This window comes from Spiroplasma endosymbiont of Colias croceus, from assembly GCF_964020095.1.
In the GTDB taxonomy this organism is placed as follows: domain Bacteria; phylum Bacillota_I; class Bacilli_A; order Mycoplasmatales; family VBWQ01; genus Spiroplasma_E.
In genome coordinates, this window is record NZ_OZ026536.1 from 418030 (window position 1) to 435167 (window position 17138).

A 17138-nucleotide genomic window follows, 5' to 3' on the forward strand; every position below is an offset into this window, starting at 1 on the left:
TGAAAGGTAGATATTAAAATGAAAGAATTTTTAAAAGCACTTGAAACAATTGGAATAAGCACTGGTATATTAATTTGTAGAGAAATTATTGTTTTATTAAAACGATTTATTACAACTCCAAAACATATTAGGGCAAATAATAAAATTATCAAACATCAAAAAAAATTAGCAAAACTTAACGAAAAAATTAATAAAGGAGAAAAATAACATGACAAAAATTGAATTTAATGAAAAATATAATTTTAAACATGATATCTATATTGATAGAGATTTTGATTTACATATTGATAATTGTTTTAAATTTTCTGATATTGATACATTACAAAACGCAGTTAATGATTATAAAAAATTAATAAGTGAAATGCCACAATTAGTTAAAGATTGATTATTGGGATAAGATTAGGAGGACATATTCCGTAATTAAATTTAATTAATTGTCAATAAAATTGTTTTAAAACTATTTAGTGTTATTGAATATAGAAATAAATATTTTTTGAAAAAATAGTTTAAAAAATGAGTTTACATTTTAAACAAAAAATTGTTAATAATATTTTTATATTAACTCGATAAAAATTTAAATTTTAAAAAAATATGGTAATGTTTAGTAATCTGTGTAACTTACAAAAATAACTATGGACATATTCCGTAATTAAATTTAATTAATTGTCAATAAAATTGTTTTAAAACTATTTAGTGTTATTGAATATAGAAATAAATATTTTTTGAAAAAATAGTTTAAAAAATGAGTTTACATTTTAAACAAAAAATTGTTAATAATATTTTTATATTAACTCGATAAAAATTTAAATTTTAAAAAAATATTTTTAATATTTTTTTTATTTTAATGGTTTTATTTTATTAAAAATTTCACAAAGTAAGTTAAATCTTAAGTACATAAGTCTAAATTTAGATTTTCTACATTTATTTACTAAAATTTTGAATCTTTTCAATCATGCAAAGACATGTTCAACTTTAATTCTAATTTTAGATACAATCTTATTGTATTTTCTTTCTTGTTTAGTTAATTTTTTATTTTTAGTTCTTTTAATTGGTATTATTGTATTTTTATAAATATTTTGTATACCTTGATATCCTAAATCACCAATAATTATTGTTTTTTCTGAAAATTCAAGATTTGAATTTTTTAATATTTGAAAATCATGCACTTTACCATTATCAGCAAAAATATCAACAATTTTTTTATTAAAAAAATCATATACAATTTGAAATTTTATAGAATACATTCAACTTTTACCAGAAAAATATTCTAACTGTAGTTTTTTTAGTTGGTCTTTCAATTTCAATCTCAGTTGAATCAATTAAATAAAATTGAAATTCATTTGAATTTTCTTGTTTTTTATCAATTTTTAATTTATATCTTTCTTTTAAAAATTGGTAATCTTTGTGGTTACTAAGTTTATTTTCTACTCAAGTAATATTTCGAAAACAACTTGATGGGCTCATTTTAGATTTAATACTCATTTGAAAAAAAGTATAATATTCTTTTCAGTATAATAAAGTCATCATTAATCTTTCTTCTACTGAAAGTTTATTTTTTCGACCTTTATTTTTTTCTAATTTTTCTATTTCAATTAATTTTTCTAACATTTCATTAAAATGAAAACGTTTTATACCAAAATATCTATAAAATTCTTCATTTTTTAATTTTTTTAAATTTTCAAAAATCATTTTTATCAACACTTTTCTAAATTTATTGTTAATAACAAAATTATAAAATAAATTTTAAAATTATTAATTGACTTTTAAAAAATTTAATTACGGAATATGTCTTATGTTTAATTAATTCTAGTAAATATAATTAAATGACTAGAAAGAGTGAGTTACAGATGGCTAAAAAGCAAAATATTAATAATAATGATCCAATATCAAAAGCAGTAGATTTATTATTAGAAAATACTGAAGATTTAACAACAGTTTTTAAAGAGGGAGGATTGTATAAAGAATTAACAAAAAGATTAGTAGAAAAAATGTTGAATTCTGAGATGCAAAATTATTTGGGATATGAAAAGAATCAACATAGTAATAATGACAATGCTCGTAATGGTATAAGTTCAAAAAAAATAATAACTCAACAAGGTAAAATTGAGATTGATGTACCACGAGATCGCAATAGTAATTTTAATCCTATAATAGTTGCAAAAAGACAAAGAAGATTTGATGGTTTTGATCAACAAGTTCTTTCTTTATATGCAAAAGGTATGACATTATCAGATATTAGAATGCAATTACAAGAGTTATATCATGGTGCTGATATTAGTGAAAGTGTTATTAGTCAAATTACTGATGATGTTATTGATGATGTAAAAGCATGGCAAAATCGACCATTAGAAAGTGTCTATCCGATTGTTTATTTTGATTGCATAGTAGTGAAAGTACGACAAGATAAAAGGATTATTAATAAATCAGTTTATATAGCTTTAGGAGTTGATTTAGAAGGTAAAAAAGATGTTTTAGGTTTATGAATTAGTGAAAATGAAGGTTCTAAATTTTGATTAGCAAATTTAACAGAAATGAAAAATCGTGGCTTAAATGATATTCTTATTGCCTGCAGTGATAATTTAACAGGCATGTCAGAAGCAATACAATCAGTTTATCTTAAAACAGAACATCAATTATGCATAGTTCATCAAATTAGAAATAGTTTGAAATATGTCTCATATAAGCATAGAAAATCTCTAGTTGCAGATTTAAAACCAATTTATACTGCATGTAGTGAAGAACAAGCAATGCAGGCTTTAGAATCCTTTGAAAATAAGTGAAATAAACAATATCCTCAAATTGCTAAATCTTGATATAAAAATTGAGATAATTTAATGGTTTTTATTAGTTATCCTACAGAAATCAAAAGAGTTATTTATACAACAAATGCTATTGAATCTGTAAATAGTCAATTACGAAAAGTTATCAGAAATAAAAAAGTTTTTCCTAATGATATGGCAGTTTTTAAAATATTTTATTTAGCAATTGAAAATATAACAAAAAAATGAACAATGCCCATTCAAAATTGAAATACAGCAATTGCTCATTTTATGATAAAATTTGAAGATAGAATTAATCTAAACTAGTACTTTGTAAAACAAAGATACACAGATTACATAAAAGCCTCAAAAATATTTTTAATATTTTTTTATTTTAATGGTTTTATTTTATTAAAAATTTCACAAAGTAAGTTAAATCTTAAGTACATAAGTCTAAATTTAGATTTTTTACATTTATTTACTAAAATTTTGAATCTTTTCAATCAAGCAAAGACATGTTCAACTTTAATTCTAATTTTAGATACAATCTTATTGTATTTTCTTTCTTGTTTAGTTAATTTTTTATTTTTAGTTCTTTTAATTGGTATTATTGTATTTTTATAAATATTTTGTATACCTTGATATCCTAAATCACCAATAATTATTGTTTTTTCTGAAAATTCAAGATTTGAATTTTTTAATATTTGAAAATCATGCACTTTACCATTATCAGCAAAAATATCAACAATTTTTTTATTAAAAAAATCATATACAATTTGAAATTTTATAGAATACATTCAACTTTTACCAGAAAAATATTCTAACTGTAGTTTTTTTTAATTGGTCTTTCAATTTCAATCTCAGTTGAATCAATTAAATAAAATTGAAATTCATTTGAATTTTCTTGTTTTTTATCAATTTTTAATTTATATCTTTCTTTTAAAAATTGGTAATCTTTGTGGTTACTAAGTTTATTTTCTACTCAAGTAATATTTCGAAAACAACTTGATGGGCTCATTTTAGATTTAATACTCATTTGAAAAAAAGTATAATATTCTTTTCAGTATAATAAAGTCATCATTAATCTTTCTTCTACTGAAAGTTTATTTTTTCGACCTTTATTTTTTTCTAATTTTTCTATTTCAATTAATTTTTCTAACATTTCATTAAAATGAAAACGTTTTATACCAAAATATCTATAAAATTCTTCATTTTTTAATTTTTTTAAATTTTCAAAAATCATTTTTATCAACACTTTTCTAAATTTATTGTTAATAACAAAATTTTAAAATAAATTTTAAAATTATTAATTGACTTTTAAAAAATTTAATTACGGAATATGTCTACTGAGTCAACAATTTCAGTAGGGAAAAAGTTTGCCCATGGACTATTTGAAATTTTAAAAAACTCTATAAATTCTGGTGCTTCTACTAATCTCTCTGTATTGTCTAAATTTTGATTAAATGGTACTGACATTTTATTTCTTCCTTTCGTTTATAAATAATTTTTCTTTTTATAATTAATTAAAAAATTTTCTTTATCATTTGTTTTATTATTAATAATTATTTGTTTATTGCCACCTGTATTAATTGTTTCTTTAAATATTGGTTGTTCTTTAATCATTTTTTAATAGTTTCTTCAATTTTTGAATTTTCTAAATTATTAGTTTTAAATTTTAAAAAATCATAAAATTCAGTTTTAACTTGATATTTTTTAAATATATTAATCATTTCTTTTTCTTTAATTTCTTGATTAAGTTTATTTAACTTATTTTCTGCTTCATTAACTTTATTTTCTATTTCTTGTGAAGAAGCATTGTTTTCAGTTAAAGTTTCAGTTGTTTGTTGAACATTATTTTCATTTTCTAACATTTAACATTCTCCTAATCTTATCCCAATAATCAATCTTTAACTAATTGTGGCATTTCACTTATTAATTTTTTATAATCATTAACTGCGTTTTGTAATGTATCAATATCAGAAAATTTAAAACAATTATCAATATGTAAATCAAAATCTCTATCAATATAGATATCATGTTTAAAATTATATTTTTCATTAAATTCAATTTTTGTCATGTTATTTTTCTCCTTTATTAATTTTTTCGTTAAGTTTTGCTAATTTTTTTTGATGTTTGATAATTTTATTATTTGCCCTAACATGTTTTGGAGTTGTAATAAATCGTTTTAATAAAACAATAATTTCTCTACAAATTAATATACCAGTGCTTATTCCAATTGTTTCAAGTGCTTTTAAAAATTCTTTCATTTTAATATCTACCTTTCAATTATGTATTTTTTAATTATTCGTCAAATTGACCACCATTAATTCTTTCAATCATTGATTGTGAATTACTTATAATGCTTACTAATAAGGCAATTTCTTTATTTAATTGTTCCATTCTCTCTTTATATCTATGAATTTCATTATTATAATATTCAAGTAATTTTTCTTTATTCATAAATTATTCACCTCCTTTATAAACTCATGTGATTATAATCTCAATTTAATGAAGCATTATCATGATTTAATGGTACTTCGCTCATATTATCACTACCATAATATTGACTTGCAGTTTCACTATTAATAGTAAATCTATTATCATTAATTAATCTTGCTCTTTCATCTGAAAACACTTCTTGTAATTGAACAACATTATTTGTATTTCCAAATGGTAACAACAACTGATTTATAATTTCACTTGCACCAGCAATAATTGTAGGTACTGCATAAGCATTATTAAAATCATTATTAATACCCATTGCTACACCACTTGATATTAAACATCCACCAGTTGCCATATTACAAATCTTTCTTATTGTTTCAAATTTATTAGGTATTAACTCAGTTAATCCACTAATAAGATTTGATATACCATAAGCATTTAAACTAATATATGTATCTCAATCCATTAATGACTGATTATCTTGTTTATTTAATAGTAATCATGGTGGACCTTCTGTTGTAGTTGTAGTAGTTATTGGATTTGGTGTTGTTGGAGTAATAGGATTAATAGTATTTTCTGTTCATTTACTATAATTTGCTAAACCGATTGTTCCTAAACCTAATAATATTTTTTTAGAACTATTAATTAATTTAGTTTTTGTATTTGGTCTTTGATTTAAATTTCATATATCTAAACCTAATTTTTTACCAAATAATAAACTATTAATTGAACCTAAAATTGGGTCTTTTAAATATTGACCATAATAAGCACTTGTACCAATCATTGCACAAATAGGACTTATACCAGTTCTAATTAATTTAGTTAAAGTATAATTTGATTGATTTTCTATACTTGGCATTTTATTCTCCTTTAATTTTCTAATTTTTTAATTGTTACTTTAATTCAACCTTGATAAACATCATTATCACCAACTATTAATGCAACATTACTTTCAGGGTCAGAAACAATTATGTGTTTTGATTTAACATTTGGGTATTGTCTTAAAATAATTGCTCTAATATCATTACTTGTATGAATTGCTTTTGGAAATGGTGATAATATTTCAATTTCATCTTTATTTTCAAACAAAGTAGGTAATATTATCATTAATTATTTCTCCTTATTTTTAATTTGATTAGCAATTTCATTTAATGTTTTTAAAACTTTATATTCATTTTTTAAATCTTTAATTATATAAATTAAAAATATTATTAATGTTATACTTGTTATTAATATCGGTACTATTAATAAAATTTTTCATAATATCATTTTTTATTCCAATTTATCTTTTATTATTTGATTTTTTCTAATTATTTCTTGTTCTAATGAACAAATATGTTCTGACATTTTATTTATTATTAAATTTATAATGTGTAATTCTTCTTCAATATTATTAAATGCAATAGTTCCTATTTTAATTTTTAAATTTTCTAATACTTTTTCCATATCTTTTTTCATTACTAAATCAGTCATTTGTTTTAGATTTTGATTAAAATTCATTATATTTTTTCTCCTTTTTGTAAAATATCTTTTATTATTTCTAATTCAGTTATTCTAATTTCATTTGCTTTAATAAAGTTTTGCAATCTTTCAATTTCTTTTGTATATTTATTAATATTTTCTTTATGTTGATTAATTCTGTCATTAATATATTCTAATGATGTATTTTTAATCATTCTTTTACTCTTTTCATTTTTTAAATCATTTAACATTGATTGAACAAAATGCACGATTTATATTCATATTTCAATTATTAAAGATTTCACCACTTACTAAAATTTCATCATTTTTGTTTAATAAAATACATCGTCTATAAAATTTTGGGTTGTTAAAAATTAAAGTAACATAGTTTAAACCATTTCATTGACCTCGAACACTATAATATAATTCTTTATTACCTTTTTCGTAATATTTTGCTTCAATAGTGTTACTTAGTTTTACTGTTAATTTGACATAATTTGCTTTATCTTTCATGTTTATAATTTCCTTAAATAATTATCAAAAATTAATATTTTTTTATGATTTTTTAAATAATATTGAATATGCTTATAAGCATCTTGTTCATGTTTTGTTAATTTTATATTTCCTTTATATTCTGTTATTTTATTTTTATTTTTTGGGTGATTTTCGAAATAATCTCAGTTGAAAACATCTTGTACTAATACCATTAATGCACCAATAATTTTAGGTGTTGCTAATGGATTAGTTAATAATTGTTTTGAACTTAAAAAGAAATTTTCTACAATAACTAATATTTTTTTATCAATAAATTTTTCTTTAATTAATTGAAATTTTTCTTTATAAATATTTTTAGTTCATAAAACAGTTAATGTATTGAATGTTTCATTAAAAACAATATTATTAGTTTCATTTGAATATATAACAATTCCGTTATTACCAATACCAGCGGGGTCAATACCAATAATTAAGTCATATTGCATTAATTAAGTTAACCTCTAATAACTGTTTTAATAATTTATAAATCACAATTACATCAACAATATTTACATTCTTCAATAAATTCTTTATGACCACAAACTAAATTATCTTTTTGTAAACTATCAATAAGTTTAATTAATCCTACTCTATATTCAATATCATCACTATCCGTTATGCAAATCGTTCCTCTTTTAGTTAAATATTCTTTATCCATACTTATACCTCCTACTTAACCTAACATTTAAAATACAGTCATAACAAATTGCTTTACCGTTTTTGTCTCTTAAAAAATATTTTCTTGTTTTTATATCATTAGTATTAAAGAATAAATAATCTAATTTATTTTGTTTACATGTTCAACAAAAATACTTTTTCATTATGAGTTGAAATTTCCTTATAAGAAGTAACTGAACATCTAGAATAAAGTAGACACAGAATTGTAACCTTTGTGTTAAAAATACTTTAAGGAAGGTGTTAATTTTTTTTATGGCTAAATGACTATCAAAAGAAGAAAAGTTAAAAATAATAAAAATAAGTAAAATTAAAACGATTGATAAAACTGCATTAGAATATGGTATTGGCCGATCATCAATAAAAGAATGAATTAAAGCATACAAATTATTAGGTGAAGAAGGTTTAGAATATGGCAATGGAATTCGTGCTAAAAAAACCAAAAGAACAGGTCAAACCAAATCTTTAAATTTTAATGAAATGACAAAACAAGAATTAATTCAATATATTGAGGTAATGAACGATATAAAAAAGTATTTAGAAAAATCGACAAAAAAGAAGAAATATTTTCTGATTTTCTCCTTGAAGAAAAAATATCAGATTAGTTATTTATGTTGATTTTTAAAGGTTTCAAAATCAGGATATTACAAATGAATTAAAAACGGAATGAATGAATTTAATAAATGAGATAAATTTTTAGCTAATATAATTAAAAATATTTTTTATGAATTTAAAGAAATTTATGGTTATAAAATGATAACTTTATTAATTAACAAAATTTATAATTTAAAATTAAAATTTCATGTTGTATATAGATATATGAAAAATATGGGTTTAAAAGCTAAGGTTCGCATAAAGAAATTTGATTATAAAACTAAATCAGGAAGTTTAAGATATGATAATTTATTAAATCGTGATTTTTCAACTACTGATTTAAATCAAAAATTAGGTACTGATATAACTTATTTATTGACTAATGGTAAAACATATTATTTATCAATTGTTAAAGATTTTCATAATAATGAAATATTAGATTATAAAATAAGCGCAAGTTTAGATATGACATTTGTTGTCCAAAACATTATTCAAGCTTGAGTTAATGCTCAAAAACCTACTTCATGAATTTTACAATCAGACCAAGGATTTCATTATACAAATCCTTCTTATAAAACCTTATGTGACGAATTAAAAATAAAAATTTCGATGTCTAGAAGAGATAATTCTTGTGATAATGGTGCTACTGAATCTTGATTTGGAACAATGAAAACAGAATTTCTATATCAAATTCTAAGAAAAAACAGAACTATTGAATGAATAAAAGAAAATTTACCCAAATATATTTACTTTTATAATAACGATAGATCTCAAACAAAATTAAAAGGAATGAGTCCAATCGAATATCGATTAGCTAATTCCAAATCAACAAATAATTACTTCATATCTACAAATTTAACACTTACAAACACTATTTTATAAAATTTAATAAAAGGTTACTTTAATTGTCCACTTTTCTTGACAAATTCAAATTTAATGGTTTTTATTAGTTATCCTACAGAAATCAAAAGAGTGATTTATACAACAAATGCTATTGAATCTGTAAATAGTCAATTACGAAAAGTTATCAGAAATAAAAAAGTTTTTCCTAATGATATGGCAGTTTTTAAAATATTTTATTTAGCAATTGAAAATATAACAAAAAAAATGAGCAATGCCCATTCAAAATTGAAATACAGCAATTGCTCATTTTATGATAAAATTTGAAGATAGAATTAATCTAAACTAGTACTTTGGACATATTCCGTAATTAAATTTAATTAATTGTCAATAAAATTGTGTTAAAACTATTTAGTGTTATTGAATATAGAAATAAATATTTTTTGAAAAAATAGTTTAAAAAATGAGTTTACATTTTAAACAAAAAATTGTTAATAATATTTTTATATTAACTTGATAAAAATTTAAATTTTAAAAAAATATTTTTAATATTTTTTTTATTTTAATGGTTTTATTTTATTAAAAATTTCACAAAGTAAGTTAAATCTTAAGTACATAAGTCTAAATTTAGATTTTCTACATTTATTTACTAAAATTTTGAATCTTTTCAATCAAGCAAAGACATGTTCAACTTTAATTCTAATTTTAGATACAATCTTATTGTATTTTCTTTCTTGTTTAGTTAATTTTTTATTTTTAGTTCTTTTAATTGGTATTATTGTATTTTTATAAATATTTTGTATACCTTGATATCCTAAATCACCAATAATTATTGTTTTTTCTGAAAATTCAAGATTTGAATTTTTTAATATTTGAAAATCATGCACTTTACCATTATCAGCAAAAATATCAACAATTTTTTTATTAAAAAAATCATATACAATTTGAAATTTTATAGAATACATTCAACTTTTACCAGAAAAATATTCTAACTGTAGTTTTTTTAGTTGGTCTTTCAATTTCAATCTCAGTTGAATCAATTAAATAAAATTGAAATTCATTTGAATTTTCTTGTTTTTTATCAATTTTTAATTTATATCTTTCTTTTAAAAATTGGTAATCTTTGTGGTTACTAAGTTTATTTTCTACTCAAGTAATATTTCGAAAACAACTTGATGGGCTCATTTTAGATTTAATACTCATTTGAAAAAAAGTATAATATTCTTTTCAGTATAATAAAGTCATCATTAATCTTTCTTCTACTGAAAGTTTATTTTTTCGACCTTTATTTTTTTCTAATTTTTCTATTTCAATTAATTTTTCTAACATTTCATTAAAATGAAAACGTTTTATACCAAAATATCTATAAAATTCTTCATTTTTTAATTTTTTTAAATTTTCAAAAATCATTTTTATCAACACTTTTCTAAATTTATTGTTAATAACAAAATTATAAAATAAATTTTAAAATTATTAATTGACTTTTAAAAAATTTAATTACGGAATATGTCTTTTGTAAAACAAAGATACACAGATTACATAAAAGCCTCTGATATAACTCTTGTAATTGCATTCTAATATCTGATAATGTCATACCTTTTGCATATAAAGAAAGAACTTGTTGATCAAAACCATCAAATCTTCTTTGTCTTTTTGCAACTATTATAGGATTAAAATTACTATTGCGATCTCGTGGTACATCAATCTCAATTTTACCTTGTTGAGTTATTATTTTTTTTGAACTTATACCATTACGAGCATTGTCACTATTACTATGTTGATTCTTTTCATATCCCAAATAATTTTGCATCTCAGAATTCAACATTTTTTCTACTAATCTTTTTGTTAATTCTTTATACAATCCTCCCTCTTTAAAAACTGTTGTTAAATCTTCAGTATTTTCTAATAATAAATCTACTGCTTTTGATATTGGATCATTATTATTAATATTTTGATTTTTAGCCATCTGTAACTCACTCTTTCTAGAAATTTAATTATATTTACTAGAATTAATTAAACATAGTTATTTTTGTAAGTTACACAGATTACTAAACATTAGACTTCTTGCAAAACTATGATATTAATCACATTTTTTAAGTTTAAAAATTTATTTTAATAACACTTTTAATATTTTTTAAAAATTATTGTTCAAAATATGTTTTATTTTTTGTCATTAAAATACAACAAAAATTATTATTTCAAATAAAAAAATAAAATATTAAATTATCAAATATATTTAAATTAATAATTGTAAATTATAAATTGAAGCTATTAAATTAAATCTTAATGCAAATTTTTTTCTTCTATTTCGATATTTTTCACTAATAATTTTAAATTTTTTAAGAATCGCAAAAACATGTTCAATAACAACTCTCATTTTTGAAATAGCCTTATTATTTTTCTTTTCTTCTTTAGTTAAAGGGTTTTTCTTTGATTTTCGTTTAGGTAATAAGACATTTTTATGTATGTTTTGTATACCTTGATATCCTAAATCTACTAAAATAGTTGTTTCTGATAAAAATTTCGTTTTTGAATTTTTTAAAATTTTAAAATGATGATTTTTACCATAAGAAAAATAAGAACTTATAATTTTTTTACTATCTTTTTCAATTATGACTTGAGTTTTTATTGTATGTTTTTTCTTTTTTCCTGAATAATATTGTTTTTGACTTTTTTTGGGCGTTGAATAGTACTTTCAGTCACATCAATGATAACTGTTTTATCTTTAAAATTATTATTTAACAGTGATTTTTGCCCATCAAGTTGTTGAAAATCAGGATGTTTTATTAAAGTATTTTCTATTCACTTGATATTCCTATAGCAACTACTTTCACTAATTCCATAACTTTTAGCAATATGAAAATAAGTTCGATACTCTCTTCAATATTCTAAAGTCATTAATAAACGATTTTCTAATGATAATTTATTAGGTGTACCACCATTTTTAAACTTTTTTACTTCTTCTGTCTTTAAAATTTTTAGAATTTTATTAAAAATAATATCATTTATACCAGTTAATCTTAATAATTCTGGATTGTTAATAGTTTTTAATTTATCAAACATCATAGATTACCTATCTTTTTTATTTTTAATTTTATTTTAAAAATTAAATTTTTAATAGATAGGTTTTGCAAGAAGTCTATTACCTTTTTTTTCCTTTCAAAAAAATTAATTTATTTTAATTTTTAAAATAAACTATAAATAATAATAATAAATGATTATCTAAAAAACATAAAAAATGCTTTTAACACTATTAAAGTTTTTATTATTACTTTTTTTTGAAATTTGACTTATTTTGAAATAATATAAAAGATTCTAAAGTTGACAAATTTTTTTTATTTTCTATACTGTATATAACTAAATATTAGTTTTTAATCTATTTACTTTCATAAAAAGTAAATGGGTTTTTTATTTTGAAAGGAAAATTAAATATGCCAAAAAAATCAAATTTTGAAAAAAAGATTGAAAAGAAAAAGAAAAATTTGATGAAGAACAAATAATCCACTCAAGTATTTTTCATACAATAACAATTTTAGAAGTTTTAAATGATAATAGTATAATATTTTTTAAAAAATTAAATCATATTATTAAAGAACTATATATAGGACATATTCCGTAATTAAATTTAATTAATTGTCAATAAAATTGTTTTAAAACTATTTAGTGTTATTGAATATAGAAATAAATATTTTTTGAAAAAATAGTTTAAAAAATGAGTTTACATTTTAAACAAAAAATTGTTAATAATATTTTTATATTAACTCGATAAAAATTTAAATTTTAAAAAAATATTTTTAATATTTTTTTTATTTTAATGGTTTTATTTTATTAAAAATTTCACAAAGTAAGTTAAATCTTAAGTACATAAGTCTAAATTTAGATTTTCTACATTTATTTACTAAAATTTTGAATCTTTTCAATCAAGCAAAGACATGTTCAACTTTAATTCTAATTTTAGATACAATCTTATTGTATTTTCTTTCTTGTTTAGTTAATTTTTTATTTTTAGTTCTTTTAATTGGTATTATTGTATTTTTATAAATATTTTGTATACCTTGATATCCTAAATCACCAATAATTATTGTTTTTTCTGAAAATTCAAGATTTGAATTTTTTAATATTTGAAAATCATGCACTTTACCATTATCAGCAAAAATATCAACAATTTTTTTATTAAAAAAATCATATACAATTTGAAATTTTATAGAATACATTCAACTTTTACCAGAAAAATATTCTAACTGTAGTTTTTTTTAGTTGGTCTTTCAATTTCAATCTCAGTTGAATCAATTAAATAAAATTGAAATTCATTTGAATTTTCTTGTTTTTTATCAATTTTTAATTTATATCTTTCTTTTAAAAATTGGTAATCTTTGTGGTTACTAAGTTTATTTTCTACTCAAGTAATATTTCGAAAACAACTTGATGGGCTCATTTTAGATTTAATACTCATTTGAAAAAAAGTATAATATTCTTTTCAGTATAATAAAGTCATCATTAATCTTTCTTCTACTGAAAGTTTATTTTTTCGACCTTTATTTTTTCTAATTTTTCTATTTCAATTAATTTTTCTAACATTTCATTAAAATGAAAACGTTTTATACCAAAATATCTATAAAATTCTTCATTTTTTAATTTTTTTAAATTTTCAAAAATCATTTTTATCAACACTTTTCTAAATTTATTGTTAATAACAAAATTATAAAATAAATTTTAAAATTATTAATTGACTTTTAAAAAATTTAATTACGGAATATGTCTATAGAAACTATTTTATTAAAAATGCCAAATACATATGGTTCAAATGCTAACTCAGAGTTTTATTATATAAATCAAAAAGCACAATATGATTACTTTTCAATTACTGTAAATATTGAACAAAAAGCGTTAAAATTATTTTTTTGTTCAAAAAGTTTATACCTACAAGGATTTACTTTTGAAACAACTTATTATTATTTTGAAGATAGCACATTAATAAATCCTAATATAAAAAATATTTTTTGTCAATCTTTACCTTTTGTAGGAAGTTATGTAGCAAGTAATGGACTCCAGGCACATAATAATTATTCTTGACAAACAATACATAATGATTTTTTATTGTTAACAAATTCTAACTTAAATGAAAATCAAATTAAATGCTCATTAATAGGAGTAATTCTAGCTACATCAGAAAGTATTCGTTTCAGAAGTGTTAAATATTTTATTCTTCAAAGTCAAAGACCTATAAATCCAATAATACAAAGTTGAGTTTTTTTTCAAAAAATTATAAGAAATTGAGATCGCGGAACACATAATGCTATTAATTATCTTTTAAATAATAAAGGTAACTTAAATAAATATTTTCACCAAGAATTAAGTAATAATGGATTAAGAATAATGGTTTTTAACACAAGCATGTATCATGCAATTAACAATTATCAAAATCCACCATTAATAACTCCAAATCAAAAATGAAAAATAAAAAAATTACAAGATTGAATAGATATTGGTATTAAAATCTGTGAAAAACAAAAATACGCTATTGCTAAAGAAATAAATAAATTTCAAAACTTAAATAATCTTATTGAAATACTGAAAAATTTTAAAAATGATATTATTACAAATAAAAAATTACAAGACGAAATAAAAACAGCAAAAGATTTTGCTGATAATATTATTGAAATAAATAAGGTTTTTGATATAAAGACAAACCCAGAAAATATAAAAAGTTGTTATATTTAAAAAATAAATTATTCTTTTATTTTAACTCTTTTGACTCAATTTCATCAATGTTGTTACTTCTTCTTCTGTCAAATAACGATATTCACCCATTGCTAAACCTTTTAAAGTAATATTAGCAACTTGTAAACGCTTTAAATTAATTACTCTACTTCCTACTGCTTTAATCATACGTTTAACTTGTTGATTTTGTCCTTCATGAATAGTGAGATGTAGTAAAGTATTTTCTTTTTTTATATTTTTATAAATTATTTTAACAATAGCAGGAGAAGTTGTAAATGAAGTTGATAAAATAATACCGTCTTGTAGTTTTTTAATAGCATTTGATGACAAAATACCACTTGCCAATACTTCATATACCTTATCTATTTTATAACGAGGATGAATAATAGCATTAGTAAATTCACCATCATTAGTCATTAACAACAAACCTGAAGTATCAAAATCTAAACGACCGACTGGGTAAATTCTACTATTAATATTAGTAAAATAATTCATTACCGTTGGTCGATTTTTAGGATCACTTACTGTTGTTAAACAATTGGGTGGTTTATAAAATACTAAATAAATATGATTGGATTGTTGAATAATTTGATTATTAACCTTAATAATATCACTACTTGTAACTTTAAAACCTAACGTTGTAATAATTTGCCCATTAACTGTTACTTGCCCATTAATAATTAGTAATTCTGCTTTTCGTCGTGAACATACTCCAGAATTAGCAATAACTTTTTGCAAGCGTTCTAAATCATTATTCATTAGTAAAGTTGTAAATTTCTTGTTCATCATTTTGGTTATTAAATTGGGGCAAAGTTGGTAATTGAGTTAAAGATTCGATATTAAAATGATCCATAAATTCATCAGTTAAATCATATAAAATTGGTTTTCCTGGTAATTCACTACGACCAATCTCGGTAATTAAATTTAAACTTTTTAGTTTAAAAATAATAGAATCACAATTTACACCACGAATATCTTCAATTTGTGGTTTAGTAACTGGATGATTATAAGCAATAATAGCAAGTGTTTCTAAAGCTGCTTGTGATAAACGTATTAAAGGTTGTTGTTTTAATACTTGATAACGATTATAATGAATAGGTTTTGTTGTTAATTTATAAATATTACCAACTTTAATTAAACTTAAACCACTGGTATCATCATCATTTAATTTCATTTGTAAAGATACAATTAAATTTTCAACAGTTTTTGGTTTTTTTGTTAATTCTAAATATTCAGCAAGTGTTAATAAATCAAGGCCTTCATTCCCAACAATAAATAATAAACCTTGTAAAACTGCTAATCTTTCGTTTGTTTTTCAATTGCTATTATTCATTTTTCTCACCTCGATAAATTACTGTAATTTCAGTAAAAGTATTAGTTTGTATAATATGTAACATTTGATGATTTGCAAGATCTAAAATTGCAATAAAAGTAATAATAAAATAATGTAAAGTTAATGTTTTAGTAAAAAATAATTGTTCTAAAGTAAAGTGTTGCTTGGGATTTTTTTTCAGTAACTGTTTAATTTCTTTAGCTCGATCTTCAGCTGAAATTAAGTTTAATGCTAAATTAACTGGTAATTTATTTTCATTTTGTAATCTATTAAATAAATTTAACATTGCTTGTGTTAGTTTATTAACATTATTTTTTACCAAAATTGGTGTAATTTCATCAACTAAATATGTTTTTAAATCACTAGGTGCTTTTGTTAATAATTGGGTTCTATATACAGCCTGTTCTTTAAAATAATTACTTATTTCTTTAAATTTTTTATATTCTAATAAACGAGCAATTAATTTTTGACGATTAACTTCATTTTCATAAGCACTATCTACTACTAGTTCTTGTTTTGGTAATAATTGTTTTGATTGCAATTCTAATAAATAAGCAGCAATCGGTAAATATTCACTTACTAAATCAATGTTTTTAATTAATTCTTCATTAATAAAATGAACATATTGGTTAGTAACATCATTTAGATTTAAATCTAAAATATCAATATTTTTTTCTTTAATTAAATGCAAAAGCAAATCCATTGGTCCTTGAAAAGATTCAATTGTAATTACTGGTTGTAACATTATTCTCGTTCCCTCAATATCATTTTATACT

31 protein-coding genes and 2 pseudogenes are annotated in these 17138 nt (G+C 20.8%); 6 read left to right on the forward strand and 27 right to left on the reverse strand.

Annotated features, from left to right (window positions below):
* The first annotated feature begins 18 nt into the window (after positions 1 to 18).
* Both AACL24_RS02570 and AACL24_RS02575 read left to right on the forward strand, forming a co-directional pair.
* On the forward strand, positions 19 to 207 hold the full coding sequence (locus AACL24_RS02570; RefSeq protein WP_339048451.1) for a hypothetical protein: 189 nt from the start codon (positions 19 to 21) through the stop codon (positions 205 to 207).
* Position 208: 1 nt separating this feature from the next.
* Positions 209 to 397, forward strand: coding sequence for a hypothetical protein (locus tag AACL24_RS02575; protein WP_339048453.1), 189 nt, complete (start codon positions 209 to 211; stop codon positions 395 to 397).
* Between the two features lie 439 nt (positions 398 to 836).
* Here the strand turns inward: AACL24_RS02575 and AACL24_RS02580 are convergent, their stop codons facing one another.
* Both AACL24_RS02580 and AACL24_RS02585 read right to left on the reverse strand, forming a co-directional pair.
* Positions 837 to 1244 carry a transposase family protein gene (locus tag AACL24_RS02580; RefSeq protein ID WP_339045908.1) on the reverse strand — a complete coding sequence of 136 codons (408 nt, stop codon included), beginning with the start codon at positions 1242 to 1244 and terminating at the stop codon, positions 837 to 839.
* A gap of 7 nt (positions 1245 to 1251) precedes the next feature.
* Positions 1252 to 1689, reverse strand: a complete 438-nt coding sequence (locus AACL24_RS02585) for a transposase family protein (protein ID WP_339046404.1) — start codon at positions 1687 to 1689, stop codon at positions 1252 to 1254.
* A gap of 158 nt (positions 1690 to 1847) precedes the next feature.
* Here AACL24_RS02585 and AACL24_RS02590 point away from each other — a divergent pair, with 158 nt between their 5' ends.
* Positions 1848 to 3086 carry an IS256 family transposase gene (locus tag AACL24_RS02590; protein ID WP_339049370.1) on the forward strand — a complete coding sequence of 413 codons (1239 nt, stop codon included), beginning with the start codon at positions 1848 to 1850 and terminating at the stop codon, positions 3084 to 3086.
* Positions 3087 to 3148: 62 nt separating this feature from the next.
* Here the strand turns inward: AACL24_RS02590 and AACL24_RS02595 are convergent, their stop codons facing one another.
* The 15 genes from AACL24_RS02595 to AACL24_RS02665 all read right to left on the reverse strand — a co-directional run bounded on the left by AACL24_RS02595 (position 3149) and on the right by AACL24_RS02665 (position 7857).
* Positions 3149 to 3556, reverse strand: a complete 408-nt coding sequence (locus AACL24_RS02595) for a transposase family protein (RefSeq protein ID WP_339048455.1) — start codon at positions 3554 to 3556, stop codon at positions 3149 to 3151.
* 23 nt (positions 3557 to 3579) lie between these two features.
* Positions 3580 to 4002 carry a transposase family protein gene (locus AACL24_RS02600; protein WP_339048457.1) on the reverse strand — a complete coding sequence of 141 codons (423 nt, stop codon included), beginning with the start codon at positions 4000 to 4002 and terminating at the stop codon, positions 3580 to 3582.
* A gap of 83 nt (positions 4003 to 4085) precedes the next feature.
* Positions 4086 to 4235 carry a hypothetical protein gene (locus AACL24_RS02605; protein WP_339048459.1) on the reverse strand — a complete coding sequence of 50 codons (150 nt, stop codon included), beginning with the start codon at positions 4233 to 4235 and terminating at the stop codon, positions 4086 to 4088.
* A gap of 86 nt (positions 4236 to 4321) precedes the next feature.
* Positions 4322 to 4630, reverse strand: coding sequence for a hypothetical protein (locus AACL24_RS02610; RefSeq protein ID WP_339048461.1), 309 nt, complete (start codon positions 4628 to 4630; stop codon positions 4322 to 4324).
* Between the two features lie 17 nt (positions 4631 to 4647).
* On the reverse strand, positions 4648 to 4836 hold the full coding sequence (locus tag AACL24_RS02615) for a hypothetical protein (protein ID WP_339048453.1): 189 nt from the start codon (positions 4834 to 4836) through the stop codon (positions 4648 to 4650).
* A 1-nt stretch (position 4837) separates the two neighbouring features.
* Positions 4838 to 5026, reverse strand: a complete 189-nt coding sequence (locus tag AACL24_RS02620; protein ID WP_281748557.1) for a hypothetical protein — start codon at positions 5024 to 5026, stop codon at positions 4838 to 4840.
* A 34-nt stretch (positions 5027 to 5060) separates the two neighbouring features.
* A complete protein-coding gene (locus AACL24_RS02625; protein WP_339048267.1) occupies positions 5061 to 5219 on the reverse strand; it encodes a hypothetical protein in 159 nt (52 codons plus the stop codon).
* A 16-nt stretch (positions 5220 to 5235) separates the two neighbouring features.
* Positions 5236 to 6063 (reverse strand): hypothetical protein, encoded by an 828-nt coding sequence (locus AACL24_RS02630; protein WP_339048463.1) that lies wholly within the window; start codon positions 6061 to 6063, stop codon positions 5236 to 5238.
* A gap of 11 nt (positions 6064 to 6074) precedes the next feature.
* A complete protein-coding gene (locus tag AACL24_RS02635) occupies positions 6075 to 6311 on the reverse strand; it encodes a hypothetical protein (RefSeq protein ID WP_174480108.1) in 237 nt (78 codons plus the stop codon).
* Between the two features lie 3 nt (positions 6312 to 6314).
* Positions 6315 to 6473, reverse strand: a complete 159-nt coding sequence (locus AACL24_RS02640) for a hypothetical protein (protein WP_339048445.1) — start codon at positions 6471 to 6473, stop codon at positions 6315 to 6317.
* Between the two features lie 3 nt (positions 6474 to 6476).
* Positions 6477 to 6704, reverse strand: coding sequence for a hypothetical protein (locus AACL24_RS02645; RefSeq protein WP_339048277.1), 228 nt, complete (start codon positions 6702 to 6704; stop codon positions 6477 to 6479).
* Entirely contained in the window at positions 6704 to 6880 is a 177-nt protein-coding gene (locus tag AACL24_RS02650; RefSeq protein WP_339048465.1) for a hypothetical protein, read from the reverse strand. Before AACL24_RS02650 ends, AACL24_RS02645 begins: the two co-directional genes overlap by 1 nt.
* A gap of 4 nt (positions 6881 to 6884) precedes the next feature.
* A complete protein-coding gene (locus tag AACL24_RS02655) occupies positions 6885 to 7178 on the reverse strand; it encodes a hypothetical protein (RefSeq protein WP_339048467.1) in 294 nt (97 codons plus the stop codon).
* 2 nt (positions 7179 to 7180) lie between these two features.
* Positions 7181 to 7645, reverse strand: a complete 465-nt coding sequence (locus tag AACL24_RS02660) for a hypothetical protein (RefSeq protein WP_339048283.1) — start codon at positions 7643 to 7645, stop codon at positions 7181 to 7183.
* 35 nt (positions 7646 to 7680) lie between these two features.
* A complete protein-coding gene (locus tag AACL24_RS02665; protein ID WP_339048469.1) occupies positions 7681 to 7857 on the reverse strand; it encodes a hypothetical protein in 177 nt (58 codons plus the stop codon).
* A 272-nt stretch (positions 7858 to 8129) separates the two neighbouring features.
* Here AACL24_RS02665 and AACL24_RS02670 point away from each other — a divergent pair, with 272 nt between their 5' ends.
* Entirely contained in the window at positions 8130 to 9350 is a 1221-nt protein-coding gene (locus AACL24_RS02670; RefSeq protein WP_339048471.1) for an IS3 family transposase, read from the forward strand.
* A 48-nt stretch (positions 9351 to 9398) separates the two neighbouring features.
* Positions 9399 to 9657 (forward strand): annotated as a pseudogene (locus tag AACL24_RS02675) (transposase); the annotation flags it as partial.
* Between the two features lie 208 nt (positions 9658 to 9865).
* Here the strand turns inward: AACL24_RS02675 and AACL24_RS02680 are convergent.
* The 7 genes and pseudogenes from AACL24_RS02680 to AACL24_RS02710 all read right to left on the reverse strand — a co-directional run bounded on the left by AACL24_RS02680 (position 9866) and on the right by AACL24_RS02710 (position 13967).
* Entirely contained in the window at positions 9866 to 10273 is a 408-nt protein-coding gene (locus AACL24_RS02680) for a transposase family protein (protein WP_339045908.1), read from the reverse strand.
* 7 nt (positions 10274 to 10280) lie between these two features.
* Positions 10281 to 10718, reverse strand: a complete 438-nt coding sequence (locus AACL24_RS02685; RefSeq protein WP_339046404.1) for a transposase family protein — start codon at positions 10716 to 10718, stop codon at positions 10281 to 10283.
* Between the two features lie 142 nt (positions 10719 to 10860).
* Positions 10861 to 11274, reverse strand: a pseudogene (locus AACL24_RS02690) (transposase); the annotation flags it as partial.
* Between the two features lie 270 nt (positions 11275 to 11544).
* A protein-coding gene (locus AACL24_RS02695; protein WP_339048477.1) for an IS5 family transposase occupies positions 11545 to 12374 on the reverse strand; the annotation gives its coding sequence in 2 pieces (ribosomal slippage) (positions 11545 to 11978 and positions 11978 to 12374; 831 coding nt in all).
* 740 nt (positions 12375 to 13114) lie between these two features.
* Positions 13115 to 13522 (reverse strand): transposase family protein, encoded by a 408-nt coding sequence (locus AACL24_RS02700; protein WP_339045908.1) that lies wholly within the window; start codon positions 13520 to 13522, stop codon positions 13115 to 13117.
* Positions 13523 to 13545: 23 nt separating this feature from the next.
* The gene (locus AACL24_RS02705; RefSeq protein WP_339047158.1) at positions 13546 to 13806 is read right to left on the reverse strand and encodes a hypothetical protein; all 261 of its coding nucleotides are present in this window, start codon (positions 13804 to 13806) and stop codon (positions 13546 to 13548) included.
* Between the two features lie 11 nt (positions 13807 to 13817).
* The gene (locus tag AACL24_RS02710; RefSeq protein WP_339047194.1) at positions 13818 to 13967 is read right to left on the reverse strand and encodes a hypothetical protein; all 150 of its coding nucleotides are present in this window, start codon (positions 13965 to 13967) and stop codon (positions 13818 to 13820) included.
* Positions 13968 to 14063: 96 nt separating this feature from the next.
* Between AACL24_RS02710 and AACL24_RS02715 the strand changes: the two genes are divergently transcribed.
* Entirely contained in the window at positions 14064 to 15029 is a 966-nt protein-coding gene (locus AACL24_RS02715) for a ribosome-inactivating family protein (protein WP_339048479.1), read from the forward strand.
* A gap of 21 nt (positions 15030 to 15050) precedes the next feature.
* Here the strand turns inward: AACL24_RS02715 and AACL24_RS02720 are convergent, their stop codons facing one another.
* Genes AACL24_RS02720 through AACL24_RS02730 form a run of 3 tightly spaced genes read right to left on the reverse strand, consistent with a single transcriptional unit; the run spans position 15051 to position 17107 of the window.
* Positions 15051 to 15788 carry a pseudouridine synthase gene (locus tag AACL24_RS02720; RefSeq protein WP_339048481.1) on the reverse strand — a complete coding sequence of 246 codons (738 nt, stop codon included), beginning with the start codon at positions 15786 to 15788 and terminating at the stop codon, positions 15051 to 15053.
* Positions 15781 to 16362, reverse strand: coding sequence for an SMC-Scp complex subunit ScpB (gene scpB / locus AACL24_RS02725; protein WP_339048483.1), 582 nt, complete (start codon positions 16360 to 16362; stop codon positions 15781 to 15783). The genes AACL24_RS02720 and scpB overlap by 8 nt, the downstream gene beginning before the upstream one ends.
* Complete coding sequence (locus AACL24_RS02730; RefSeq protein ID WP_252319677.1) at positions 16355 to 17107, reverse strand: segregation/condensation protein A; 753 nt, start codon at positions 17105 to 17107, stop codon at positions 16355 to 16357. Before AACL24_RS02730 ends, scpB begins: the two co-directional genes overlap by 8 nt.
* Positions 17108 to 17138 lie beyond the last annotated feature (31 nt).